The sequence below is a fragment of the Phycisphaerae bacterium genome (assembly GCA_035384605.1).
Lineage (GTDB): Bacteria > Planctomycetota > Phycisphaerae > UBA1845 > PWPN01 > JAUCQB01.
The window spans coordinates 1-24,494 of sequence record DAOOIV010000061.1; the positions used below are offsets into that span (position 1 = coordinate 1).

The 24,494-nt window shown below is 61.7% G+C and carries 20 protein-coding genes and 1 tRNA gene; 15 read left to right on the plus strand and 6 right to left on the minus strand.

The features are described 5' to 3' along the window. From PLL20_13660 to PLL20_13675, 4 genes are all read left to right on the plus strand, one after another. Positions 1 to 1,094 (plus strand): SDR family oxidoreductase (locus PLL20_13660; GenBank protein HPD31038.1); only part of this gene is annotated, 1,094 nt, incomplete at its 5' end. A gap of 134 nt (positions 1,095 to 1,228) precedes the next feature. Continuing rightward, positions 1,229 to 2,542, plus strand: coding sequence for a xylose isomerase (gene xylA, locus PLL20_13665; protein HPD31039.1), 1,314 nt, complete (start codon positions 1,229 to 1,231; stop codon positions 2,540 to 2,542). A 38-nt stretch (positions 2,543 to 2,580) separates the two neighbouring features. Next, positions 2,581 to 3,582: a lysophospholipid acyltransferase family protein gene (locus PLL20_13670; protein HPD31040.1), complete on the plus strand. Its 1,002-nt coding sequence runs from the start codon at positions 2,581 to 2,583 to the stop codon at positions 3,580 to 3,582. 211 nt (positions 3,583 to 3,793) lie between these two features. After that, the gene (locus tag PLL20_13675) at positions 3,794 to 4,975 is read left to right on the plus strand and encodes a pyridoxal phosphate-dependent aminotransferase (GenBank protein ID HPD31041.1); all 1,182 of its coding nucleotides are present in this window, start codon (positions 3,794 to 3,796) and stop codon (positions 4,973 to 4,975) included. A 217-nt stretch (positions 4,976 to 5,192) separates the two neighbouring features. On the opposite strand, the gene PLL20_13680 is transcribed toward PLL20_13675, so the two are convergent. Together PLL20_13680 and PLL20_13685 are read right to left on the minus strand one after the other, a co-directional pair. Then, entirely contained in the window at positions 5,193 to 7,121 is a 1,929-nt protein-coding gene (locus PLL20_13680) for a hypothetical protein (GenBank protein ID HPD31042.1), read from the minus strand. 343 nt (positions 7,122 to 7,464) lie between these two features. After that, positions 7,465 to 8,700, minus strand: coding sequence for a PEP-CTERM sorting domain-containing protein (locus PLL20_13685; GenBank protein HPD31043.1), 1,236 nt, complete (start codon positions 8,698 to 8,700; stop codon positions 7,465 to 7,467). Positions 8,701 to 9,424: 724 nt separating this feature from the next. Between PLL20_13685 and PLL20_13690 the strand changes: the two genes are divergently transcribed. Then, entirely contained in the window at positions 9,425 to 10,099 is a 675-nt protein-coding gene (locus PLL20_13690; protein HPD31044.1) for a GntR family transcriptional regulator, read from the plus strand. Between the two features lie 180 nt (positions 10,100 to 10,279). Here the strand turns inward: PLL20_13690 and PLL20_13695 are convergent. Then, positions 10,280 to 10,352, minus strand: a tRNA-Gln gene (locus tag PLL20_13695). A gap of 426 nt (positions 10,353 to 10,778) precedes the next feature. Between PLL20_13695 and PLL20_13700 the strand changes: the two genes are divergently transcribed. Continuing rightward, complete coding sequence (locus tag PLL20_13700; protein HPD31045.1) at positions 10,779 to 11,600, plus strand: sugar phosphate isomerase/epimerase family protein; 822 nt, start codon at positions 10,779 to 10,781, stop codon at positions 11,598 to 11,600. Between the two features lie 741 nt (positions 11,601 to 12,341). Continuing rightward, the gene (locus tag PLL20_13705; protein ID HPD31046.1) at positions 12,342 to 13,265 is read left to right on the plus strand and encodes a sulfite exporter TauE/SafE family protein; all 924 of its coding nucleotides are present in this window, start codon (positions 12,342 to 12,344) and stop codon (positions 13,263 to 13,265) included. On the opposite strand, the gene PLL20_13710 is transcribed toward PLL20_13705, so the two are convergent. Continuing rightward, positions 13,240 to 13,854 carry a GNAT family N-acetyltransferase gene (locus tag PLL20_13710; GenBank protein ID HPD31047.1) on the minus strand — a complete coding sequence of 205 codons (615 nt, stop codon included), beginning with the start codon at positions 13,852 to 13,854 and terminating at the stop codon, positions 13,240 to 13,242. The two genes, PLL20_13705 and PLL20_13710, sit on opposite strands and share 26 nt — an antisense overlap. Here PLL20_13710 and PLL20_13715 point away from each other — a divergent pair. From PLL20_13715 to PLL20_13725, 3 genes are all read left to right on the plus strand, one after another. Further along, on the plus strand, positions 13,853 to 14,518 hold the full coding sequence (locus PLL20_13715) for a methyltransferase domain-containing protein (protein HPD31048.1): 666 nt from the start codon (positions 13,853 to 13,855) through the stop codon (positions 14,516 to 14,518). The genes PLL20_13710 and PLL20_13715 overlap by 2 nt on opposite strands. Positions 14,519 to 14,788: 270 nt before the next feature. Further along, positions 14,789 to 15,442, plus strand: coding sequence for a response regulator transcription factor (locus PLL20_13720; protein ID HPD31049.1), 654 nt, complete (start codon positions 14,789 to 14,791; stop codon positions 15,440 to 15,442). Then, on the plus strand, positions 15,435 to 17,012 hold the full coding sequence (locus PLL20_13725; GenBank protein ID HPD31050.1) for an ATP-binding protein: 1,578 nt from the start codon (positions 15,435 to 15,437) through the stop codon (positions 17,010 to 17,012). Before PLL20_13720 ends, PLL20_13725 begins: the two co-directional genes overlap by 8 nt. A gap of 192 nt (positions 17,013 to 17,204) precedes the next feature. On the opposite strand, the gene PLL20_13730 is transcribed toward PLL20_13725, so the two are convergent. Together PLL20_13730 and PLL20_13735 are read right to left on the minus strand one after the other, a co-directional pair. Further along, positions 17,205 to 17,516, minus strand: a complete 312-nt coding sequence (locus PLL20_13730) for a nucleotidyltransferase domain-containing protein (GenBank protein ID HPD31051.1) — start codon at positions 17,514 to 17,516, stop codon at positions 17,205 to 17,207. Positions 17,517 to 17,657: 141 nt separating this feature from the next. Then, a complete protein-coding gene (locus tag PLL20_13735) occupies positions 17,658 to 17,879 on the minus strand; it encodes a HEPN domain-containing protein (protein ID HPD31052.1) in 222 nt (73 codons plus the stop codon). A gap of 286 nt (positions 17,880 to 18,165) precedes the next feature. On the opposite strand from PLL20_13735, the gene PLL20_13740 reads away from it, so the two are divergent. From PLL20_13740 to PLL20_13760, 5 genes are all read left to right on the plus strand, one after another. After that, positions 18,166 to 19,521, plus strand: a complete 1,356-nt coding sequence (locus tag PLL20_13740) for an efflux RND transporter periplasmic adaptor subunit (protein ID HPD31053.1) — start codon at positions 18,166 to 18,168, stop codon at positions 19,519 to 19,521. A gap of 11 nt (positions 19,522 to 19,532) precedes the next feature. Continuing rightward, positions 19,533 to 20,276 carry an ABC transporter ATP-binding protein gene (locus PLL20_13745; protein ID HPD31054.1) on the plus strand — a complete coding sequence of 248 codons (744 nt, stop codon included), beginning with the start codon at positions 19,533 to 19,535 and terminating at the stop codon, positions 20,274 to 20,276. Next, the gene (locus PLL20_13750; GenBank protein HPD31055.1) at positions 20,273 to 21,646 is read left to right on the plus strand and encodes an ABC transporter permease; all 1,374 of its coding nucleotides are present in this window, start codon (positions 20,273 to 20,275) and stop codon (positions 21,644 to 21,646) included. Before PLL20_13745 ends, PLL20_13750 begins: the two co-directional genes overlap by 4 nt. 10 nt (positions 21,647 to 21,656) lie before the next feature. After that, a complete protein-coding gene (locus tag PLL20_13755; protein HPD31056.1) occupies positions 21,657 to 23,426 on the plus strand; it encodes an efflux transporter outer membrane subunit in 1,770 nt (589 codons plus the stop codon). A 215-nt stretch (positions 23,427 to 23,641) separates the two neighbouring features. Continuing rightward, positions 23,642 to 24,187 (plus strand): peptide chain release factor-like protein, encoded by a 546-nt coding sequence (locus PLL20_13760; GenBank protein HPD31057.1) that lies wholly within the window; start codon positions 23,642 to 23,644, stop codon positions 24,185 to 24,187. The last annotated feature ends 307 nt before the right edge of the window (positions 24,188 to 24,494 follow it).

A 24,494-nucleotide genomic window follows, 5' to 3' on the forward strand; every position in this document is an offset into this window, starting at 1 on the left:
GGGCGACAGGCTTCCTTGGCCACTACATCCTGCGAGACCTCCTGACCAGAGGGGTAAGAATCGTTGCCGTCCTTCGCCCACCGTTGGACCACGCGAAGGCTCGACTCGAAACCATGCTGGCGGCCATCGGACTGCCTGTCGAACAGTATTTATCCAACGGATCTCTGCTCCTTGTCCCCGGTTCGCTGCCCGACACGTTGCCCGAGCCCGATTGGGGACGAACCGACGCCATCCTGAATTGTGCCGCAAGTCTCAGCCTCTTTGCCAACGGTGACGGAGAGCCCTTCAACACAAATGTCAGCGGAACTGAAGCTCTGGCGGAATGGGCGATTCGGCACAACGTCATTCGCATCCACGCCGTGAGCACCGCCTACACCTGCGGCTGGTTGCAGGGAGCTATCCCGGAACGTTTTCATGACCCGCCCCCCGAGTTCCAGACGGATTACGAACGCAGCAAATGGCAGGCTGAGGCCGTTCTTGAAGAGTGGTCTTCGTGGATCGGGCATTCGCTGACCCTGTATCGGCCTAGTTTCCTGGTGGGGGACTCGACCACGGGCCATACGACCCAGTTTGCTGGTTTCTACCAGTTCGCCCGCCTCGTGGGCGCTCTGAAGGAACGCTACGCATCGAAGAACAACGGCACGCGGACTTACATACCCCTGCGCATTCCCGGACGCCCCGATGACCGGCAGAATATCGTGCCGGTCGACTTCGTGTCGCGGGTGATCGCCGAGGTTGTGACGCGTCCCCGGTTCCATGGTCGTATTTACCATCTGACCAACCCCGAGCCACCAACCAACGACATGATGAAGCGCTGCTACGAGGACTACTTCGGCCTCCACGGCGGGTTCTTCGCGCCGCCCGACGAAGTCCTCGGCAAGTGCAATCAGGCCGAATCATTGCTGTGGGATCAATACCACCTGATTACCCCCCGCGTCGTTCACAACCCGCAATTCATCATGGACAACACGCGCGAAGTGATGCAGGCGGCCGGCATCTCGTTCCCTACTCTCCACCCCGAGCGGATTTTCATGTTGTTTGACTATGCCGCCCGGAAGGGCTGGGGCAGAGGCTCAAACGGTTTTCACCACTGATCACCCTTCGTGCTTCTCAGGCTCGTTGCACGGGTCCCCGGCGGGACTATAATCGGATTCGTCTGCACGGCGGCGCGAAGGCTTGCCGGCGGCTCGCGATCCAAGAGCGGTCTTTAAGAGGAGGCGTGCGATCCATGCGTGAATTCTTCCCCAAGATCAAAAAGATCGTGTACAAGGGACCAAAGTCCAAAGACCCCTTGTCGTTCAAGCACTACAACCCCGATGAAAAAGTGTTCGGTAAGACCATGGCCGAGCATTTCCGTTTCTCGGTCTGTTATTGGCACACGTTCAAAGGCACGGGCGCGGATACGTTTGGCGGACCCACCTTCATCCGCGAATACAACAAGAGCAGCGATCCGATGCAGGTTGCCGAAATGACTTTGCAGGCCGCGTTTGAGTTCTACACCAAGCTTGGCGTCGGATTCTGGTGCTTCCACGACCGCGATATCGCCCCCGAGGGCCGCAACCTGAGCCAGACCAACGCCAATCTCGACAGGATCGTCGCGATGGCCAGGAAGCTCCAGCGGGACACGGGCGTCAAATGCCTGTGGGGCACCGCCAACCTGTTCTCCAACCGACGATACTTGGCCGGAGCAGCCACCAATCCCTCGCCCCACGTGTTCGCGTACGCCGCCGCCCAGGTCAAGAAGGCCATGGAGGTCACCAAGGAACTGGGCGGGGCCGGGTACGTCTTTTGGGGCGGCCGCGAGGGTTACGAAACCCTACTCAATACCGACATGAAGCGAGAGCTTGACCACCTCGCTCAGTTCCTGCACATGGCCGTCGACTACAAGAAGAAGATCGGCTTCCGCGGACAGTTTTACATCGAGCCCAAGCCCAAGGAACCGACCAAGCACCAGTATGATTCCGATGCCGGATCCTGTTACGCCTTCCTCCAGAAGTACGACCTGGTCGACCACTTCAAGCTCAACATCGAGGCCAACCACGCCACGCTGGCCGGCCATACGTTCCACCACGAGCTTGAGTTCGCCGCGGCCAACGGCATTCTCGGCTCGATCGACGCCAACCGCGGCGATTTGCTCCTCGGCTGGGACACGGACCAGTTCCCGACCGACCTGTACGATACCACCCTGGCGATGTACACGCTTCTGCGTTACGGCGGGTTCAAGACCGGCGGGCTCAACTTCGACGCCCATGTCCGCCGCCAGTCGATCGACCCGGAAGATCTCTTCCACGCACACATCGGCGGCATGGACGCCTTTGCCCGCGGCCTCAAGATCGCCGCCGGACTGATCAGAGACAGGGCCTTGTCGAAGTTCGTCACCGCCCGATACAAGGGTTGGGACGGAGCCCTGGGCCGCAAGATCGAGAAACGGCAGATGGATTTCAACAAGCTCGAAAAGTACGTCCTGGCCAACGGCGAACCCAGGGTCCAGTCCGGCCGCCAGGAACTGATCGAGAATATCTTGAATGAGTATATTAAGTAGGCCCCAGGGCTGCTGAAACGACGCAACACGCCAGGCACATGAGTCAAAGAGCAGGCAGGCATTCCCCGCTGCTGCGCTGGGTGATCCCGCTCAGCAACGCCTACCGGCGGATGCTGGCCATTGTTCTTGGACTCGTCGGCCCGAGAGTTGCCTACCGTGTCACGGGGCGATTGGCCCGGATACTCTACCGGTCGCTGCAGCCGGTGCGAGCACGCAGCGAGGCTCAGTGTCGGGCCGCTCTCGGAGAACGGGTCCCGAGCGAGGACATCCCTCGCATAGCCGAAGCATCCTTCGTGCACCGCATCTGGAATCTGACCGATCTCATGCTGGCTGATCGGCTTTTGCATCGCAATACCTGTCACCACTATGGCGGCCGCATTCCGGAGCCTTATCTCAATATGCTCCTGAACGCCCGACGGGACAAGCAGCCGGTGATTCTGGTCACCGCTTACTACGGCCCGTTTGATCTCCTGCCCTTGTTCCTTGGCTGTAACGGCGTTCGCGCGACGGTGGTCTATCGGCCGCACCGCAACGCCGGCTTCGACGCCTATCGACGGCGGATTCGAGAGCGCGGCGGCTGTGAACTCGTCCCGTTGGATCGGGCGAGCAACCGCATTGCCCAACGACTGGAAGAAGGCCGGACGGTCGCCATTCTTGCCGACCACCATGCCGAGCGGCGAGGATTGCCCGCGACTTTCCTGGGACTGCCTACCATGGCTTTGCGATCGGTGGGATGGCTTGCGCATCATTACCGCGCCGCTGTGGCCGTCGCGGGCATCCGGCGGGTTGGTCAGAAGTTCCGGTTTGAGATCGTCGTCTCTGGCGTCATCCAGCCGAGCGACTGGGCCTCGGCCGAGGATCCGGTGGCGTACATCACCACGCAGTACCTCGCGGCCTTGGAGAGGATTATCCTTTCAGAACCCATCCAATACCTCTGGAGCTACGCGCGTTGGGGGGAGGCGACGGCCCGAAGACTCGCAGAGAGCCCGGATCCAGCCGGATCCGGCGGCTCAACCACACCGGTCACAGCGAAACGATAGTGCTGTTCTTATCTTCGGGTGCCGAAGCGATCGAGTGTCCAACCGGCGAACCCGGAGCACGCGGTTGGCCGGACGGGCGCGGTCCTCGCCGCCGCCTCCCGCCAGCTTGTACATTCTGCCTCGCATCCCTACAATCTGCACCCCGGTGAACAACGGGCTCGCGTGTTCGGAGCCCCAGCCACCGCAAGACAGAGCAACAGGAGCACCATGTATGAAGATCTCGCAGCGCGTCCAAGAACTTGAGGAATCCGCGACCTTGGCCGTCAGCGCAAAGGCTGCCGCCATGAAGAAGCAGGGGATCAACGTCGTCGGCTTCGGGGCTGGAGAGCCCGACTTCCCCACGCCTGTCAATGTCCGCAATGCCTGCAAGGCCGCCTTGGACGCCGGCCACACCAAATACGCCAGCCCGTCCTCCGGTATCCCGGCCGCCAAGGAGGCGGTGTGCTCCAAGCTCAAGCGGGAAAACAACTTGGAATACAAACCGTCCCAGGTCATGATTACCGTCGGCGGCAAGGAAGCTCTCTACCTGGCGAGCATGAGCCTGCTCGACCCCGGCGACGAGGCCATCCTGCCGGCCCCATATTGGGTCAGCTATCCCGAGCAGATCAAGCTCTGCGGAGCCAAGCCGGTCATCATCGAGGGCAAGGAGTCCAACAACTTCAAGGTCACCCCCGACCAGATTGCCAAAGCCATCACCGCCAAAACACGGGTGCTGATTTTCAACTCGCCCAGCAACCCCGGCGGCTTCACCTACGCGCCCGACGAGGTCCGGGCGATCGCCAAGCTCCTGGCCGACAAGGACATCATCGTCTTCAGCGACGAGATGTACGACCGCCTGATCTACGGCAACCAGCGCTTCCTGAGCTTTGCCGCCTGCAGCCCGGAGAACTACGCCAAGACGCTGACCTTCAACGCCGGCTCCAAAACCTACTCGATGACCGGTTGGCGCGTCGGTTACGTGGCCGGGCCAGAGCCGATCATCAAGGCCATGGCCAAGCTCCAGAGCCAGACCACGAGCGGTACTGCAACGTTTTGTCAGCACGCCCTGGTCGAGGCCTTGAGCGGTGATCAGTCCGAGGTCGAAAAGATGCGCAAGGAGTTCGAGCGCCGAGCCGAGTACATGCACCAACGCCTCAATGGCATCAAGGGCGTCACGTGTGTCCAACCGACCGGCGCCTTCTACGCCTTTCCAAACGTGTCGGGGGCGTTCGCCGCCCTGGGTGTCAAGGGTTCGCTGGATTTCTCTGCCAAAGTGCTCGAACGAGCCCACGTGGCGGTCGTGCCGGGCATCGCCTTCGGCCTCGATGACTACGTCCGTCTGTCCTTCGCTACCAGCATGGAGCAGATCCGCGAAGGCTGCGACCGGCTGGAGAAGCTGCTGGGGAAAAAGTAGATCGACACTATATGACCGTGCGCGATTCGGCGACGGCGGAAAGCCGCTGTTCCCTGCCTTTCCTGGTGGTTCGCGGGAGCTTTGCCGCAAGATTGCGCACGGTCATTCAGACTGCGCGGTTCGAGAGTTGATACAAAAAAGGTGGCCCCGTTGCCGAGGCCACCTCGTCACGAAACCTCGTATGAAGGAGGTCTGAAACTAAACCGACCCGCAATCGTTACGGCAGCACGCCGCCACATGCAGGATCTGCGGTAATGCCCGATCCGCTGGCGCAGGCCTCGAACGCCGACCAGTCGTCGGTGTCGACGTCGCCGTCGGGCGCACCGGCCGGATGCGCGTCGAAGCACGCGCAGGCGGGCTCCGCCGGCAGATTCGCCCCGATGCACACCTGGAACAGCGCGAAATCGGCCTGGTCAACATCACCGTCGCCGTCCGCATCGGCAAACGGAATGGAACAAGGACACTCCTCCGTCGCGCAGCTCGTACCAATACCCTTGAACTTGGCCGCCGGGCAGACGCCGTAGTTCATCTCCTCACATTGACCTGCCTTGACGCAACAGGCACCCAGGCACGTCGATGCCTCGCACACGCTGCCCAACGCACCGGCTATCCCGTCGATCGATTCACAATACCCCGGCGGCTCTGCCCCGCACGTCCCGTCCGTCTTGCAGCAGGAAGCCAGGCACACTCCCGCCGAGCAAGCCGAGCTGGCGCCGCGGAACACTCCGCCCCCGTCGGTGCAGGTCGCGGACTCCACGAAATCGGAGCAGGCACCCGTCATCGAATCCGTGCAGCAGGCGCCCGGACACGCCGCGTTGGCACACAGCTTGTTCGCCGTCCACCGCTGCTGCCCCTCAATATCCGGGCAATCCGCCGCGAACTTGTCCCCGCACGCGCCGATCATGCAACAAGCCCCGGTATCCGGGAAAGGCAAATCGGCAAGCGGAATCCTCAGGCACCACCCAGTGGTCTTACCGGTTGTACTCAGAACGCCAATACCGGCGACAACTACGTCGTTCGCGTTGACCGCAACGGTGTGAGCTCGGTTCAGCCGGGAGAAGGAGCCCAGGTTTCCGCTGGCTGCCAGGTAGGAAGTCAGGTCGTAAACTTTCCAGTTGGCTGGCTCGGCGTCGCGCAGATCCCAGAGAACCGCACGTTCCTGACCACGATAATTCATGCCGCAGGCAAAAGTCCCGTCGGCACTGGCACCATACGGCAAGCCGTTGCTTGTGCTTCCTGCGGTGTCCGGATACGTCGGCAACTCGTTAATCGACACCTGGGTCACGTTCGGGTGAACGCCGCTGATGACCATCTTGAACGGCCAGTTGCCCGCGCGCCCGTCGCTCACTGGCGAGATACCGAAAAGCTGCGTGCCGTCAGCGTTGACTGCCCAGACCTCACCGCGCAAAGTGCCATCCAAACCGGGCAACTGAGTCTGGTTGCCGCCTGCGGGCGGATACTCAAACAACGTAATGAGGTATGGCGCGGCACTATCGTAACGCCGACCGGCCACCCGGCCCGTGTTGGCCACGCTGTTCATCAGCATCTTGCCGCTGCTGATCGACTTGGGAGTATTCGTCAAGGACGGTGGATTAGTTGTCCCCACGACCATCGACGTGTAATGATACTTGTCGCCGTCTTTCCAGATGAAATAGGCCACATCCGTGCTGGTGCCGCGCAACGTATTGCCGTTCGCGAGACTGGGGGAGCTGCCGACGTTCGTTGCTCTTGCTTTCTTGAGCCAGCTGATGCCGCCGTCGTTCGAGAACCACGCTGTGGCCCAGCCTGCGGACAGGCCCGCAACCACCAGTTGCGTGGAACCGTCGACAATGCGGTAATCGGCACCGGTGCAGGTCGTCGCCAGTGCCCCATCGCTGCTCAGAACCTTGCGGCTGCCGTTGGTGGCATCCCAAATCACGCCGTATGTTGCTGGCGTCGAGCCGTTGTCCAGCCCCGTGCAGTTGCCGACCAGATACGTACCGTCGGGCGTCATTGCGCGGATGTCCGTGCGCTCACCCGTGAAGGTTGCGCCCGCGTTGCTGGGACCGGTCCACGGCGGAACCTCCGTGAACACAGGAGCAGCGAGCGCACCCGCCGTCATCATCAGTATCACCGCTCCAGCGAATCCGACTCGCGAAAGACTCATACATCATCCTCCCTCCGGGCCCTTCATCCGGCCCGCATTTGCCCATGCTGTTTCGTTGTGTTGCCCTGCCGGTGACCCCGCGGGGTCACGGCACCATATAGAACCCCACATTCCACACTGCCTGAACGGCCCGTGGGGCCGTTCAGGTGTGGTCAACACGCCCAAAAAACCCGCTCTCCGGCCGGATCCCCGGGGCTCGTCGCACGCCGGCCCGACAATGAAGTTCGATTCTCTCCCTCGGGCACCCCGGGTTCACCCTGCGGGCGGCAGCCCTTCGCCACCGTCCCGCAGGGCTTTCCCACAACCCTCAACGCTCAGACTTCACACAACTCGCCGCAAAACCTCAGCGCCGGCGCCAAAACATCAACGGCAAACCCAGAACCAGCAACCCCATGGTCGCAGGTTCCGGAATCGTCAGCACGAAGCCGGTATAACCGCTGGCCTCAAGACTGCTGGCCACGCCGACTCCCGCGATAACCGGATTGCCTTCGGCATTAATCCCGATGGCAGTGGCCCGACGGAGGTTGCCGTCGAACGGGCCCAGGATGCCGTTCGCCGCCGCAAACGCGGTCAGGTCCGTGGCGACGATGTTGTTCATATCCCGCAGATCCCACATGACCGCCAGCTCGTAACCCTTGGTGTAGTCCATGCCGACGGCATAGTCGCCGTTGGGCGAAATCGAGTAGACCACGCCGTTGGTCGCATAGCCTGAGCCGCTGCTAAGGCCCGGCAGCTCGAACGAAGTTGTGCCGTCGTAAACGAAAGGATACCAGCCGGTCTTGCCGGTCACATGGCCGTAGCCGCCCATGATGCTACCGTCGTCCGCAATGTCGTACAGACTGCCGGCGTCGGTCCCGTCCGGCGCGGCGGCGATATAGCCATTCGCTGGAGTAGTGCCGCCGACATAAGGTCCTACATAGTAGCAGCGACCGCCGCGTACGCCGACCGCCTTGCCTGCATTGGAGATACCATTCATCGTGGTTTCATTAGTCGTGCTCTTGACGTCCAAGGCACCCAGCCCGGTCCCGTTGAAGGCGTCGATGTAGATCGTCTGGGTGTTGGTCTGGAACACGCCGTGGAGCAGGCCGGTGCTGCTGTTGCTCGTGCCCGCCATCCTGTTCAGACCGCCATTGTCGCCGTAGGCATGTGTATTCGTCCGACGAATCTTCGCCCACTGAGCTGTTCCGTCCCAATTGCTCGCAGTATCCCATGCATTCATCGACTGCCAGCCGCCGTTGTCGCCCTCGATCACGACTTTGGTCGTGGTGCCGTCGGTCCAATAGCCGATGCCATCCACGCAAGCTTGATAGCCGCCCGCGACGATGTGCCCGATGACACCCGTTGTGGCGTCGTAAACGAAGCCTGTGTTCTCACCACCGCTGCCAAACCCCAGTCCAGCGGTGCCACCCACGAAGCGGCCATCCGGCGTGATGCCCCGGGGGTATACGCCGACTTTCACGGTGCTGTCTTGTCGGTTCGTCACTTTCGGAATGGCGACCAGACTCGCGGCCATGACGCTCGAAGCGCTCACCGCCGCCACGAGCACCGCGACACCAAACACGGTTGCTTTTCTCCTCATAATAAGCGTTCCTCCTCTTTTCCTCGGGCGCATGCGCGCCTTCCCCAAAAACATTACAACTGGATTTCAGACGGCAGAACTCTTCCGCCTCCTAATCCTGAATCCGCACGTTCGAGGTCGCCCTTCCGTGAGATTCCCGGTCGCCGGGTCTACGCCGTTTCGGAAATCTCCCTCGCTGCCAAGCCGCAAAGCGAGATGTATGTGCCACAGCGACTGGCAGACGCGATCTCTCCTCGTAGACTATACGCTGACGGGATAGCGATGTCAACAGCGATTTAGCCCGATTCGTCAACACGATTTCAGGGAGTTGGTCCACGGATCATATCACGCCGTGTCAGAACGGCGCCTGTCGACCAGCCGATCCGGTCCGCGCAGCAATTCCACTCGAGCGACTGGCTGGACTTGGAGGTGGCGGTTCCGCAACGTCCTGTTGGCGACGCTCGATTCGGAGCTGCCGCCGAGCCCTAAGACACCCTGGAAACACTGCTTACGGTTGTGAGCGATGAGGCTCTCCCACACGGCGAAGAGTGATGCTTTCCGGTGGCCAGTGCGCCCCGGCAGTAGAGCAAGGGCGTGATACTCGAATCGCTTCGCGGATGGCACCGTCGACCGACCCGGCTGCGATTGTGGCAAAAAAACATTGCCGCAGCGACGCTTTTCTCGTAGACTGAAAATCGCTGAAAACATAACGGGTCGCCTGCGGACAGAAATGAGGTGTAGCCCCGTGGACAGGCAGAAAACCAAAGAGGCGGGTGTCTCAAAGCGGCAGGTGGCGTACGAACGCCTTCGGAGGATTCTCATTCTACAGCAGATACCCGAAGGAGTGAGACTGCGCGAATCCGAATGGACCAAGCGACTGAATGTCAATCGCTCTGCCCTGCGCGAGGCGTTCGCCCGCTTGGAGGCGGAAGGCCTGATCGTCACAGGCGAGAAGAAGGGCTACTTCGTGCCCGTTTTGGTCATGGAAGACATCATGGAGGTGGTCGTCGTACGCATTGCCCTCGAGGGAGCCGCCATTGAGCTCATCTGTGAGGCCGGAATGAACACGCCCGAGCACCTCAAGCCGTTGCAGGATGCCTGCGACCTCATGGAGCAGTTGATCAACGAAGACTACCACCTGAGCGTTGCCGAGACTGATAGGCGATTTCATGCCGCGCTCATTGAGGCCTCGCGGAACAAGCGATTGGTGATTGCATATCAGCATGCACCCCTGCCGGTCGTGCATCCCGACATCATCGACGGGCAGCAATGGGCAAATCGCGTCAGGCAGACGCATGAAGAGCACAGCGCCATCCTGGCGGCCATTCTGGCCGGCCAAGTGGCCGAGGCAAAGGATCTGCTGCGAGCCCATCTCACTTCCAGTTGGGGTACCGTCAGGCTGGCGGGCAAGACGGTCTGATGTGGGTCGCCCAACCCCCGCAGAGACCAGTCGTTGGCGAAGATTCGCTGAGTTTTTTGGGGAGCCGATCCGGGGCAAGCCGTCCTGCTCCGTTCGGATCCGCCGATACCGGCCTGCCTCCGCCTCGACCGTCGGTCGGATTCAAGGCTAAGCAAATGATGTACAAAGCCTTATGTCAATCTGGCCCGCTAGGACTCGAACCTAGAACCTTCTGATCCAGAGTCAGACGTGCTACCAGTTGCACCACGGGCCAAGACGTTTTGCGCGGCCCGACAGGCTCGCTGACGATGCCAAACCATGCCGGCATCTCCCTGTCGACGCGCCACTGCAATTGTGTGACGGCGGAGTTATCCTGTCAAGCCGCTGCCTCCAGTTGCAGGAGGGCAATACGCTCTCATAGTCTTATATCTCCTGCGGCCGGGCTGAATGGAACCCTGCGGCCAGACATCCGTGCGGCTTGCGCGCATGTTTCCGGATCGCGGTACGCTTGGGTTGCGGCCCGCAAAAAGGCGGTCCGCCTTAGGGCAAGAATCCGCGACTTGGGGTTTGCGGTCCTTCGGCGAATGACAGGGAGCAGCAACCAGGCGTTTTCTTCGCCGACGCAGGCAGCCCTGCGACTGATTCGGCTTCGTGGGTCGCGAGGGCGGGACATGACGGACACTGACGGAGGTGCCGCAAGATGTGGCCCAAGGGCATCAATGGCCGGAGCTTTCCCAAGGGGACGTCGTGGGCTGACGCTGCTCGCAGGGCAAAGGCTGCCGGTTTCGACTCCATCGAGCCGACGTTGGACATCCAAGGAGAACTGACACCCGTATCCACCGAGGCCGAGTGCCGGCGCATCTCAGATGCGATTCGCGGGTCGGGACTGGAAGTTGCCGCCCTCGCCTGCGGGTTCTTATGGGAGAAACCGTACACCTCAGCGGATCCCCTCGTTCGCGAGGAGGCCGTCTCGTTGACGAAGGCCGCGCTGCAGCGAGCAAGCTGGATCGGAGCGCCGATTCTTCTTGTGCTGCCCGGACTGGTCTCGCATCCGCGCAGTCCTGCCACAATGGTTACAGCTTATGCCGAAGCTCTGCGACGGGCCGACACGGCCTTGACCGAACTAAGCTACGATGCCGAATCGTTTGGGGTGACGATCGCTATCGAGAATGCCTGCAACCAATTCCTCGTTTCGCCGATCGAAATGTGCGACTTTCTCGACCGAGTCAATTCACCGTGGGTAGGGGCGTACTTCGATGTGGGCAGCGTGCTGCGATACGGTTTCCCGCAAGATTGGATCGACTCGTTGGGCAGGCGGATCGTGGGAGTGCATCTCAGGGATTACAAACTGGCGAAGGACCCTGAACCGGGTTTTTGTGCCCTCGGCGAGGGTGACGTTGACTGGCCCGCGGTGATACACGCCCTGCGCCGTCACCGCTACCAGGGTCCCTTGGTCTACGAAGGGAAAGAAGACCTCACCACTGCGGCGCTCTTCATTGAACGATTGATGCACGGACCCTGATGTAGCACAACGCGGCAAAACACCGTGAGCCGCTACCACTCACATCTGCCTCGGCTGCACGTATCCCCTCCGCCGTCGTCACGCAGGCGCCGGTGAGACGAATCGGCAACGCGGCCGTTGGCATCAACCCCGCAGCAGGTCGGCTCAGGGCATGGAAAACGAGTTCGACAGGGCGTTATTATACGGCCGCGATTTCGGCCCTGGCCCCGTGATGCCCGGCTTCTCGGCATGGAAAACAAGTTCCGCTGGGTGTTATTCATACGCTGGCGGTGGGGCTAAAGAGTGCAGGCGACACAAAATGCGGGCCCAACTTCTTGCTAACTCCGTTATTGCCGGGCACATAGGCGATTCGAGTCGCACGCCCGACAGGCACGCCGGCAACGCATGCGAGCTTGCCGGCCGGGCCTCAGCTGGCCGATCGCCAAGAGTATTCGCTCGCGTCGCGAAAAAAGTCTTGACGCGGTGCCGCCGAACGCTTAGATTATGGGATGTTGGGGTTGATGAGGGAGAGAGTTGTGGGAGAGAGAGTGTTCCGCGGCAGGAGCATTCTCTCTTTCTTTTTTTGCGCCGCCCGCGCCCCTCGAGCTGCATTCATTCCTGACGCGTCCGGTCCGCAATAGCAAGGTCCTTGCTCGTCCCACCTAAGAAGCCCTCTTGCCGTCCGATGTTTCCCTCGACTCACCTGCTCGGTAGAATCGCACCTCCTGACACTCTCGTCGAGGCGGGCGGGCTGAATCAAAGATGGATCTTGCGATCAAGCTGCTAATCGGGTTCCTTTCCGGCATCCTGGGAGGACTGCTGGGCATCGGCGGCAGCATCATCATGATCCCCGCCATGACGATGGTTTTCGGCTTGGATCAGCATCTCTATCAGGGGGCCGCGATGATCATGAATTTCTTCGTCGCTCTCCCCGCTGCAATGCAGCATTTCCGTGCCAAGGCAGTCCTGCGACCGGTGATTCAGGTGACGATCCCCACGGCCGTGGTGGGCGTACTGGCCGGCGTGTGGATCAGCAAAGGCTCGTGGTTCGCGGGTGCCAATGAGATCTATTTGTCCCGGCTCTTCGGTGTCTTTCTCCTGTATACGGCGGGCTACAATGTCTATCGACTCATGTCGTCCTATCGCTTGCCGGAAATCGACGAAACGACCGCGAGGACCATTCCGAAATGGAAGTCGGCCGTTTCCGTCGGCCTGCCAATGGGATTGATCGGCGGCCTGCTGGGCGTCGGCGGGGGTATCGTTGCCGTGCCGCTTCAGCAGTTGATCCTGAAAATGCCGCTCCGGCGAGCCATTGCCAACTCTGCGGTTACCATCGTACCCTTGAGCATCATCGGGGCCGTCTATAAGAACGTCGCAAATGCTCAGGCCGGCGTGGATGTGCGAGCTTCTATTCTGCTGGCGTTGTGTGTCATTCCAACTGCGATTCTGGGCGGCTTCCTCGGCGGACGGCTCGCCCACACCGCGCCTCGCCAGGCACTTCGCTTTCTTGTCATCCTGTTGATGTGCTATGCCGGAGTCAAGATGGTTTCTCGCCGGTTGCCGGCGGAAACCGCTGTACCCGAGTCGACCGCTACAGTGCGAGTCTCGCTGGCCTCGCCGGATGATCGCCGCCCGATCTCCTGCACGACGACCAAGGGGTCTACGCGTACTGCTGCCGAGAAATAAGCATCCGCAGCATGCGATGAGTCCGACCGGTGGTGCGGAAGTCCTTGAGCTGCTCTCCCGCGGCCGCGAAGCCGACGCGTTTGTAACATTCGATGGCGGCTACGTTGTCCGGAAACACAATCAGGCTGACGCTTTCAGCCTTGCGATGCGTGAACGCATGTTCCATCGCCATGCTTACCATCATGCGACCCAGGCCCTGACCCCGGTGGCTTGGGGCAATGACACAGTGCCCCATCCACAGGTGGGCGGTCTGAGCGGGCATGAGGTTGAGTTCGAGATATCCCAGCAACTCGTCGGACGCCTCCCGTTGAAAGAGCAAGGCGCACACGTCTGCATTCTGCCAGCCCAGAACTTTTGCCGCAGTCAGCGGCGGTGGAGTGCTCGGTGCCAGCCAGAATAATTCGGCGGCATCCCTGGCCCACCCCGCAACCACCGGCGCTGCTGACGGGTCGAAGTCCCGCAGGCAGTACAATCCGTTGCGCACGCGTATCGGCGTCGTGTACATGGCTGACCACGCAGTATAATCCATTCTGGTCCCGAATACGCACGCGTATCGCTTGCCGTTTCGCCACCGGCGCAGGATTTCCATGACCGTTGATTGTTATCTGGGTTATGTGGTTCGCAGAGAGACTTGGCGGGTGGGGGGACAGACCTTCCACTTGATTTGGCCGGCGGACATCGACGGTCTTCTCGACCTTCCTGATGTGCAGGAGCGGTTCTCCAAAGATCAATACATGCCTTATTGGGCGCAGCCGTGGCCGGCGGGCGTGCTTCTGGCTGAGGCTATACTGGCGGGTGAGGATGGCCAAGGCCGACAGGCGGTCGAATTGGGCTGCGGCATCGGCTTGGTCAGTCTTGCGGCGGCCAGAATGGGCTGGTCGATAACCGCCAGCGACTACGATGAGCACGCCATTGCGTTTGCCCGGTTAAATGCCGCAAACAACAACATCTGCCTTGCTGCGGCGAGGATGATTGATTTCCGACTGCCGCCCGAGTCGTCAGCCTACGAACGCGTGTTCGGCGCTGATCTGACCTACGAACGACGCAACGCAGAGCCCTTGGCCCGATGGCTGGCTTCCGCCCTGAAAGCCGGGGGCGAGGCGTGGCTGAGCGACCCTAATCGATCCGCTGGCGACGAATTCCCGTCGCATGCCCGGGCCCTCGGGCTGAAGGTCGACGTGAGAGCCGTGGAATCCACCTCGCCTGTCGGCTTGCTCCACCGAGGTCGAATCTGGAGAGTCTGTCGACCGTAATCGCTGCTGCCTGGCAGCTTCTGCAGGACGTGAGCCGCCCCCACACAACCGGCTCTCTGGTTAAGCTCCGCTATTGGGACCATCCTGCTCAGAGGCAGCCAGGGTATTTCATTGCCCGCAGGAACGCCGAATCGGCCTCGACGGGTACGACAGGCAATGGCAAAGCTGCTGCGCCGTAACGTTCCCGTTTGGCCTTCACGTGCTCTTAAGGTTACGTTCGCTATGCTCCGTCTGACGAAAGACTCTGCAACGGAACTCCTGAGGCATCGCATGCGAGTACTGGTGATTGAAGACGAACCCGACCTGTTGGAAGCGCTGGCACAGGCACTTCGCGAGGCTGGATACGCGGTCGATGAGGCCTCAGACGGCCGCAATGGTCTGTTCAAGGCGGCCGGGACGGATTACGACGCGATTGTGCTCGACCTGATGCTGCCGGGCATGAGCGGGTGGGACCTGCTGCGGGAGCTGCGGAAGAGCAAGTCGACACCCGTGCTCATCCTGACTGCCCGCGATACGCTTCCTGACCGGGTTAGGGGCCTCGACGCCGGAGGCGATGACTACCTTACCAAGCCGTTCGAGCTGCCTGAGCTTCTGGCTCGTCTCCGGGCATTGATTCGCCGCGGCGCGGGCCAGGCAACCGCGACGATCGACATCGGAGACGTGGCGGTCAACACGGCCGAACGTACCGTCCGAAAAGCCGGGCAGGTGGTTCCCCTGACGCCGACGGAGTACGCGCTCGTCGAGCTCCTGGCGTTGCACCGGGGCAAGCTGGTCACGCGAACGATGATCTACGAACACCTGTTCGACGAAAGCAATGACACCCTGTCCAACCTCGTCGATGTGCACGTCGCCAACGTGCGAAAGAAACTTGGGAAGGAGTTCATCATCACCCGCCGGGGCGAGGGATATCAAGTGCATGGTTAATCTCTTTCATCGTAACTGGTGGGCATTTTGTACGCAGGTTGTTGGGTCACCGTGCGTCTGGGTTGGGGCCCGCAGGAAGGCGGTCCGCCTCAGGTCCATACAATGGACGCTGCAACTGTGGTACGCAGGCGTGCTGGCCGTCGTGCTTGTCGGCTTTGGATCCGCCTCATACTTCGGAATCTCGCGAGCTCGGTGGGAACAGTTGGACTCGGAACTGGCGCGGTCCGTCCAGGAGCTGGCCGCCGGATTTCGGCCGCCGAAAATGCCGGAGCCGTCATCTGTGCCGGCATCGACGACCAACGCGGGAGATAGCGTCTCTCGCGACCCGTGGCAGGACCTGCCCCCGCCGGACTTTGAACTGCCCGCCGCCTTGACCAAACGGTTTGAGCCCAACGAACCCGAATCTGACTACTACGTCATCTGGGATCGCGAGGGCCGCGTTCTGGCGTCGTCGAACGTCCGCTTCGCTGCCGGCGTTCCCTATCCTGGAGTGCGTCCCCACCTGTCTGTTCGACCCCATCCGCCCGGCCCGCCGCAGATCCGCAAAAGAGGCGAATTCCGTGAGGCCTACATCAACGGCCCGCGATGGACTCGGATCCTGGTCGGCACATCCGTTCGTCCGACAGAAATCGAGTTGCGGCATTTTGCCTTCTCGCTCACCGCGATTGGCGCGGGCGTATTGGCCGCCGGCTTGGTTGGCGGGTGGCTGGTCTCGCTTCGCGCCGTCAGGCCGATTCGCGCCATCACCGAGGTGGCGCAGGAAATCTCTGCCTCCAACCTCTCCCGGCGTATCCCTGTCGCCGAAGTCCAGAGCGAACTTGGGAGCCTTGCAGTCGTTCTCAACGAGATGATTGACCGGCTTGAGGCGGCTTTTCAGCAACAGGTCCGCTTCACCGCCGATGCCTCACACGAGCTTCGCACGCCGCTGTCGGTCATCCATACTCACGTTCAACTGGCGCTTTCGCGGGAACGGACCGCTGACGAGTACCGCAGGACGATCGAAACCTGCCGGCGGGCATCGAGCCGGATGAAGGATCTCGTGGACTCGCTCCTGCTCCTGGCCGGCGCCGACGCCGGCCGGCTCACGTTGAACCGACAGCTCGCCGACTTGCGGGGGGTCGTGGAAAACTGCACCGCCATGGTCGCTCCCTTGGCGGAGGCCAAGGATGTCGTCATTGAGACTGATTTGCACCCCGCGGAACTGTCGGTTGATGTGTCTCGGATCACGCAGGTCACCACGAACCTGCTGACCAACGCAATCCGGTATAACCGCAAGGGCGGCCGCGTCGAGATCCGCTTGGATGTCGACGGCCCTGTCGTCGTATTGGCTGTCAGTGATACGGGTCTTGGGATCCCCCTTGAGAACCAACCACATATCTTCGAGCGCTTCTATCGCGTCGATAAAGCCCGCAGCCGCGAGGAGGGCGGCAGCGGTCTGGGGCTGGCGATCTGTAAGACCATTGTCGAGGCTCACGGCGGGACGATCTCATTCCGCAGCAAACCGGGCCAGGGCACAACGTTCGAGGTCCGATTGCCTCTTATCGAAACCCGAATGGCGAAATCTCTTTGAGCCCCAGGCTCAGCCTCAGAGCCGAAGGCCGAATGTCGAATCAGACCCGGAACCCGAATGTTGAAGATTCACCGTGACGGACCGAATAACCAAGGAGGGCCACTGTGCTCGCTGCGTTATTCGTTATTTTCTATGCAGCGATCATCGCGCCGGCCGTCTTGTCCCACGGCCCGTGTTCGCCTGTCAGCCAACTCATGCGGCCGAGTAGACCACGTGTCCGGTTCGCAGGATCTCCGCGGTCAGGCCGCTCGGGTCGTGCCCTTCCTCCCGCAGCACCGGCTCGATGCGGAAGTCAACCCCTCGGCCCAGACGGAACAGCGTCGCCTCGAGATCCAGCAGATCGCCTTCGATGCGGTCCACCAGCACGGCCACGTCGATGTCGCTGTATTCATGGGCCGTGCCGCGCGCGTGAGATCCATAGAGGACGACCTTGCGCACCGGAAACTGCGCCCGGACCACGTCGGCGTATCGCTTCACGAGTTTGATAGCCTGCTGTGTATCCATTGCCGCAACTCCTCGGTCTGGCTGATCAGCCCCTCGCATCGCTCAGGTGTCAGAGATGCCAGAATCCGCTGCCGGTCCGCCGGGTAGCAGTTTTCGACATTCAGCGGCCCCAGCGTGTCCAGCAGGGCGCGTCGTGTCGGATCAAGGAGGTCGAACAGACCACTCAGCGCTGCGAGCGCCACGAGGCTGTGTGTACGGCGGCGTTGAACCCTTGGCCGACACCCACCATGCCTTAAGCATCTTCTCCACCACCTGATGGCACATGAAGCCCACATACAGCAACCGGCCGGTCTGGAGCATGGCCTTGGCAGTGTCCATGTCGTAGCCGGCCAAGTCGACCCAGTATGTCACCTTCTCGTCCACGATCTTATCATACGACCGGAACGAATGCTCACAAGCTGCAAAGCGTTTCTCGGATCACACGCGGGGGGGCCAGGCATCCAGCGTCCGGCCTCGGGTATCGCCCGGCCAGCGAGCGAACTGCCTCGATCCCGTCAGCTTGAGCTGCAGGACGCGCGGGGCGATCACCTCCAGCGTGCGTCCGGCGCGTCTTCATCTTGCCTTAAGGTTGACATCCATAGAATCCCGGTGGCCGTCGATCTGAACGCCGTCGGGATCGGCGTCGACAGTCGACGGTACGGGGCTAGCCATGAAGAAAATCCTGGTGCTCATCATACTCACGGGTCTGCTCGTCGGGGGCGGTGCGGTGTACTGGCATCGTGGCAGCACATCCGCGGCCGCTTTTCGCACCGCGCAGGTCCAACGGGGCGACATGATCATATCGATCGCCGCCACCGGTACCGTTGAACCGGAAGAGGTCATCGACGTCGGCGCCCAGGTCGCCGGCCAGATCCTCTCGTTTGGCACCGACGCCAACGGCAGGACGGTGGACTACGGCTCGCCGGTCGAGGCCGACACGGTATTGGCCAGGATCGACGACGCCCTCTACACCTCCGAGGTCGAACAAGCCAAGGCACAGGTCTTGTCCGCGGAAGGCGGGCTCAAGCGGGCCGAGGCGGACTTGGAGCAGGCCAAGGCCAAGCTCTACCAGGCCGAGCGAAACTGGGAGCGAGCACGACAGTTGGGCTCGTCATCATCGGCGCTGGCAGCCACCGATTACGACAACTACAAGGCAAGCTACGACTCGGCCAGGGCAAGCGTGCTCATCTGCGAAGCGGCGATCGTTGAGGCCAAGGGCAACCTTGCTCAAGCCAGGAGCATGCTGCAGCGCGCGGAACGCAATCTGAAGTACACCACCATCAAGTCTCCGGTTAAAGGCGTCATCATCGATCGCCGCGTGAATATAGGTCAAACCGTTATTTCCAGCATGAACGCCCCCAGCCTTTTCCTGATCGCCAAAGACCTGACGCGCATACAGGTATGGGTGGCCGTGAATGAGGCCGACATCGGTCGTTTGCGCCCCGGCCAACCCGTGACGTTCACCGTTTCCGCATTCCCGGGCGAGACCTTCAAGGGAGAGGTGGGCAAGATTCGCCTGAACGCGTCCATGACCCAGAATGTCGTGACTTACACCGTGGAAGTCGTGGCCGACAATCCCAACGGAAGACTGTTGCCTTACCTCACCGCCGACGTCAAGTTCCAACTCGATCGTCATAACGGCGTGCTGATGGTTCCAACCGATGCTCTGAGATGGACGCCGACCGCGGACCAGGTCTTGCCCGAGGTTCGCCGGACCCTGGAGAACCAGTCGGCCGCCGGGCCTCGGCATGCCGTCGCGAAAGAAACCGCGCCGTCGTTTACAGATACCGACGTCCAGGAGCAGGGCATCCTCTGGGTACCCGAGGGACGGCATGTGCGGCCCGTTTTCGTCCGGCTCGGCTTGAGCGATGAGGACATGACCGAGGTCGAAGGTGACGGACTGGTCGAAGGAATGGCGGTCGTGACGGGGCAGGAAGAAATTCAGGAGACGTCCGCCGGCGGCAGCAATCCGTTCCTGCCTAAGTTCCCTCGCATGGGTAAACGCAGGCCGCCGCCGCCCATGTAGATCGTGCGCCAATGATTGAGCTTCAGAACATTTGTAAGACCTACCACATCGGCGAGATCAGCGTGCCTGCGCTGAAGAATGTGTCGCTGAGCGTCGAGCGGGGAGAGCTCCTCGCCCTCATGGGTGCCTCCGGCTCGGGCAAGAGCACGTTGATGAACATTCTCGGATGCCTCGATCGGCCGAGTTCCGGTCGATACTGGCTTGATGGCAGGGACGTTTCCAAGTTGTCGATCGCCGAGCGGGCAATGGAGAGAAATCGGAAAATCGGCTTCGTGTTTCAGAACTTCAACCTGCTGCCGCGCACCAGCGCCCTCGATAACGTGGCCATGCCCCTGTCGTACGCCGCCGAGCACCTGTCCGAACGCGAAGCCCGTCGCCGCGCCCGCCAAATACTCTGCCGGCTCGGGCTCGAAGACCGGCTGCACCACGAGCCCTCCCAGTTGTCCGGCGGCCAGCAACAGCGAGTTGCCATCGCCCGTGCTCTGGTTAACCGTCCCTCAATCCTCTTTGCCGACGAGCCCACGGGCAACCTCGATTCCCAGACCAGCGTGGACGTTCTTCGCATCTTTCAGCAGCTCAACGAAGGCGACGGTCTGACCGTCATCCTGGTCACCCACGATGCCAACGTCGCCAGGTTCGCGCGACGGATCGTCCACATCCGCGACGGCACCATCTCAAACGGGCTCTTTACCGGCGATGGCGGAGCGAAATCAGGTTCAATGGCGGGGTACGTGGAAAACGGAGCCGGTATATGAGAATCTCGCGAACCCTTCGAACCGCCATGAGGGCTCTGCGGCGCAATCCCATGCGGGCCACGCTGACCACGCTGGGAATCGTCATCGGTGTCGGGGCGGTCATCGCCATGATGGAAATCGGCGCGGGTTCCTCTGCGCAGATTCAAAAGGGCATCTCCAGCATGGGCGCCAACGTCCTGCTCATCATGCCCGGCACGGTTTCCACGGCCGGCGTGACTCAAAGCGCCGGCAGCGTGATCACCCTGACCCCGCAGGACTGCGAGGCCATTATTCGCCAGTGCCCCGCGGTCCGCACGGCCGCCCCCGTCGTGCGGGCCAGAACTCAGGTCGTCTGCGGCAGCCGCAACTGGGAGCCCAACTCCATCTATGGGACGACCCCGGATTTCCTCGAAGTCCGGCAACTGGGCCCCATGGTCGAAGGCAGGATGTTCACCCAACGCGACATCCTCAACGGAAACCGGGTCTGCGTCGTCGGCAAAACCCTGGTTCGCGAGCTGTTTCGAGGGGCCTCGCCTGTCGGCAGGGAAATCCGAATCAAGAATGTGACCTTTCGGGTCGTCGGGGTCCTTAGGAGCAAAGGGGCCAACATGATGGGAATGGATCAGGATGACATCATCCTCGCCCCTTGGTCCACGATTAAGTACCGGGTCGCCGGCTCGTCGCTGGGATCAACCAACCAGAGTATCAGCAGCGGCTCGAGCAGCAGTGCAGTCAACACTCTGAGCAATCTCTACCCTGGCGGTCAGACCAGCCTGTATCCGCAACGCAGCGAGGTCCAGATGGCCGACAACCCCATGCCGGTACGGTTCACCAACGTGGACCAGATTCTGGCCGTCGCCCGCTCCCCTCAATCGATTCCCGCCGCAATGCAGCAAATCAAGGAGGTCCTGCGGCGGCGTCATCGCCTCGGCCCTGACGATCCGGACGACTTTGACCTCCGCGACATGACGGAGATGAGCAACGTTCTGACGTCAACAACGTCCATGATGACCAACCTGCTTCTTGCCGTGGCGACGATCTCACTCATCGTCGGTGGCGTCGGCATCATGAATATCATGCTGGTCTCGGTTACCGAACGCACCCGTGAGATCGGGCTGCGCATGGCCGTCGGCGCCCAGCCGCGCGACATCCTGCGCCAGTTCCTGGTCGAAGCGGTCGTTCTGTGCTTGATCGGCGGTGCAATCGGAATCTCTCTGGGACGTGCGGCCTCGATCTGCGTCCGCATGCTGCTCAACTGGCCGACCGCGCTGTCTGTGGGAGCCATCATCGCCGCCGTGGTGGTCTCCGCGGCCGTGGGCATCTTGTTCGGCTACTATCCGGCCTGGAAAGCCTCCCGGCTCGATCCGATCGAGGCGCTGCGGTACGAATGAGGAATACAGGATGAACGATGAATTGACGGTTACGGCCGGATCGGATCGAGGATCCCTGGCTCATACGCAGGCCAGACCATGCGAAGATCGCGCCGGTTTGATCCGGGCCGCTTTCATTACCCTGGCTCTCGCACAGATTGTGCTGCTATCCGTCCTTGGTTTGGGCTGCACGGTCGGACCGGACTACCGGCGCCCGGATCTGCCCATGCCGGCGGAATGGTCCAGCCTGCAAGCGGACGCGGCAGCGACGCAGCCCGCCAGTGCCCCTGCAAGCCCCAAGCCGTTTGCCGAACGGCACCCAGACCCGCTTTGGCAAGCCCAAGGACCGACGACTCGGCCGACGAGCCGGCCGTGCGACATCGGGAGCTGGTGGAGGAAGCTGAATGATCCAACGCTCGATTCGCTGATCGACCGGGCCGTCCAGTCGAACCTGGACTTGAAAATCGCCACCGCTCGTGTCCGCGAGGCAAGAGCGCAACGAAACTCCGTAGCCGCCGGACTCTGGCCCCAGATCGGCGCCGCCGGCAGCTACAACTACGGCGGAGGCAGCCTGAACGCCGGCCGCGAGGCCTCCGGCGGAACCGGATTGGGCAAACAGGTGAGGAATACCGCCGTCAATTCGGCCGTCCAATCCCTGGTCAACGGTCAGGGCATCGACCCCGCTCAAATCGCTTCCAATGCGGCCAAGCAGGCGCTCTCAACCGCCGTCAATAACAAACTCTCGGACGAGGGCCGGGTCTCGCATCGCGGCCAGAACGTCTTTCAGGCCGGGTTCGATGCAAGCTGGGAGCTTGATGTCTTTGGAGGCGTGCGGCGCGGACTCGAGGCGGCCGACGCAGAAGTCGTCGCTTCCGTTGAGGATCAACGAGCGGTGATCGTCTCGCTGGTGGCCGAGGTGGCCCTCGAATACGTCCAATTGCGGGGCTACCAGCGGCGGTTGGCCATCGCCCACAAGAACATCGAGGCACAACGGAAAACCGTTGAGCTGACCCAGGACAGACGCTCAGTGGGCTTCACGAATGACTTGGAGGTTGCGCAGGCCAGGACGCAACTTGCCACGACCACATCGCAGGTGCCTGTCCTTCAGGACTCCGTTCGACAGACCATGTATCGCCTGAGCATCCTGCTTGGACTGCCGCCCGGTGCGTTGGTGCCGGAACTCGAAGAAGCCTCGGCGATTCCCACAAGCCCGCCTGAGGTGCCCATAGGCCTGCCCTCCGAACTCCTGCGCCGCCGGCCGGACGTGTCTTCAGCCGAGCGACAACTGGCGGCGGCCACCGCTCGCATCGGCGAGGCAATAGCCGACTTGTTTCCCAAGTTCTCCATCACCGGCTCCTTCGGAACCCAGAGCCGCGACATCCGATATATGCTCGACCGCGATAGCCTCGTCTGGTCGCTCGGACCCGCGGTCTCATGGCCCATCTTTCAGGGCGGACGCATCCGGGCCAACATCGAGATACAGAACGCCCGGCAGGAGCAGGCTCTGGCAGCATACGAACAAACCGTGCTCAACGCGCTCAACGAGGTCGAGGCCGCACTCTCCGCCTACTTGAATGAACAAATCCGCCGCCAGGCATTGCTCGAGGCCGTCGAAACAAGCCGCCAGGCGACGGAGTTGAGCACGAGACTCTATGTCCGCGGACTGGGAGCGTTCCTGAACGTGCTTGAGGCACAACGCTCACTGTACGCCACCGAGGAGGCTCTGGTCCAAAGCGACACCGCGATCATCACCGACCTGATCGCCCTGTACAAGGCGCTCGGCGGAGGATGGGAGGGCTGAGAGATCCGAAAACGACCGATTGCACTCTCGCGCTCGTGAGGCTTTTTCCGACACCTCGTTCGAGTATCATGTGTTGCGCCGTGTCGGTGCCGCCCGAAGCTGGCAAACAGAGCGGCTGATCCCTTCTGCCGACGAGGCTTCAGACAGGGCAGACGGCCAGGGGCGGTAACCGGCCGGCGGACGGCCGGGATTCACGAGCATCGGAAACGGTCATCATGCTGAAGGAACAGCCAAACCGGTCGCCGACCAGGGGAGCGCGATCCTGGCTCGATCTCTCGGATTCCCAGTTGCTGGCTCAGTGCGAAGTCGATTGCTACCGCGCCAGCGGCCCCGGGGGGCAGAAACGCAACAAGACCTCCTCGGCCGTCCGACTCCGCCATGGCCCCACCTCGCTCATTGTGACGGCTGCCGAGAGCCGCTCTCAACACGAGAACAAGGCCCGTGCACTCAGGCGTCTTCGCGAAGCCATCGCCATGACGCAGCGAAACCCCCTCAGACCGGGCGATCCGCCGCCGGACTTCTTCCTTTCCGCGTTGTCCCGAGATCCCGGTCTCAGGGTGAACAGAAAAAACCCCGACTACTACCACATTGTTCAATATGTCCTGGATATGTTCTCCGCCTGCGCAGGCAGCACAGCCGACACCGCCCGCTCGCTGGGCATTTCAGCAGGCCACCTGATTCGCTTCCTGAAGAACGACGACACGTTGTGGGAACACGCCAACCGGCTTCGCCGGAAGTTCGGACACGCGACACTGCGCTGACGACGGATGGGTGCCCGCGAACCAGACGGTCCGGTTGCGGGTAAAGAAGCAGAAAGCTGGGCCCGCAGACCACGCGGATCACACGGATCGTGGTGGCCGGAGACGCGGGGCAAGGTAACAAGCCGCGCCGTCTTCGTTGCGCTACGCCGTGGAAAACGCGGAGAAGGCTGGATCGCAAGTGGTCGGGATAGACGCCCACCAAGAGTCCGTCCCGGCGGATTCGACACGGTGAACACAACACGACATAAAAAGGCGTGCCGGACGTTGGGGGCTAGAGGGTCCGGGGGCTTTCGGATGATGGCGATTC

Excerpts from the sequence above, each read along its gene's own strand:
- PLL20_13705 (HPD31046.1), top strand. The coding sequence starts at position 12,342 with ATGGATCTTGCGATCAAGCTGCTAATCGGGTTCCTTTCCGGCATCCTG.
- PLL20_13755 (HPD31056.1), top strand. The coding sequence starts at position 21,657 with ATGAACGATGAATTGACGGTTACGGCCGGATCGGATCGAGGATCCCTG.
- PLL20_13725 (HPD31050.1), top strand. The coding sequence starts at position 15,435 with ATGGTTAATCTCTTTCATCGTAACTGGTGGGCATTTTGTACGCAGGTT.
- PLL20_13760 (HPD31057.1), top strand. The coding sequence starts at position 23,642 with ATGCTGAAGGAACAGCCAAACCGGTCGCCGACCAGGGGAGCGCGATCC.
- PLL20_13685 (HPD31043.1), bottom strand. The coding sequence starts at position 8,700 with ATGAGGAGAAAAGCAACCGTGTTTGGTGTCGCGGTGCTCGTGGCGGCG.
- PLL20_13680 (HPD31042.1), bottom strand. The coding sequence starts at position 7,121 with ATGAGTCTTTCGCGAGTCGGATTCGCTGGAGCGGTGATACTGATGATG.
- PLL20_13670 (HPD31040.1), top strand. The coding sequence starts at position 2,581 with ATGAGTCAAAGAGCAGGCAGGCATTCCCCGCTGCTGCGCTGGGTGATC.
- PLL20_13700 (HPD31045.1), top strand. The coding sequence starts at position 10,779 with ATGTGGCCCAAGGGCATCAATGGCCGGAGCTTTCCCAAGGGGACGTCG.
- PLL20_13750 (HPD31055.1), top strand. The coding sequence starts at position 20,273 with ATGAGAATCTCGCGAACCCTTCGAACCGCCATGAGGGCTCTGCGGCGC.
- PLL20_13730 (HPD31051.1), bottom strand. The coding sequence starts at position 17,516 with ATGGATACACAGCAGGCTATCAAACTCGTGAAGCGATACGCCGACGTG.
- PLL20_13745 (HPD31054.1), top strand. The coding sequence starts at position 19,533 with ATGATTGAGCTTCAGAACATTTGTAAGACCTACCACATCGGCGAGATC.
- PLL20_13720 (HPD31049.1), top strand. The coding sequence starts at position 14,789 with ATGCGAGTACTGGTGATTGAAGACGAACCCGACCTGTTGGAAGCGCTG.
- xylA (HPD31039.1), top strand. The coding sequence starts at position 1,229 with ATGCGTGAATTCTTCCCCAAGATCAAAAAGATCGTGTACAAGGGACCA.
- PLL20_13675 (HPD31041.1), top strand. The coding sequence starts at position 3,794 with ATGAAGATCTCGCAGCGCGTCCAAGAACTTGAGGAATCCGCGACCTTG.
- PLL20_13715 (HPD31048.1), top strand. The coding sequence starts at position 13,853 with ATGACCGTTGATTGTTATCTGGGTTATGTGGTTCGCAGAGAGACTTGG.
- PLL20_13740 (HPD31053.1), top strand. The coding sequence starts at position 18,166 with ATGAAGAAAATCCTGGTGCTCATCATACTCACGGGTCTGCTCGTCGGG.
- PLL20_13710 (HPD31047.1), bottom strand. The coding sequence starts at position 13,854 with ATGGAAATCCTGCGCCGGTGGCGAAACGGCAAGCGATACGCGTGCGTA.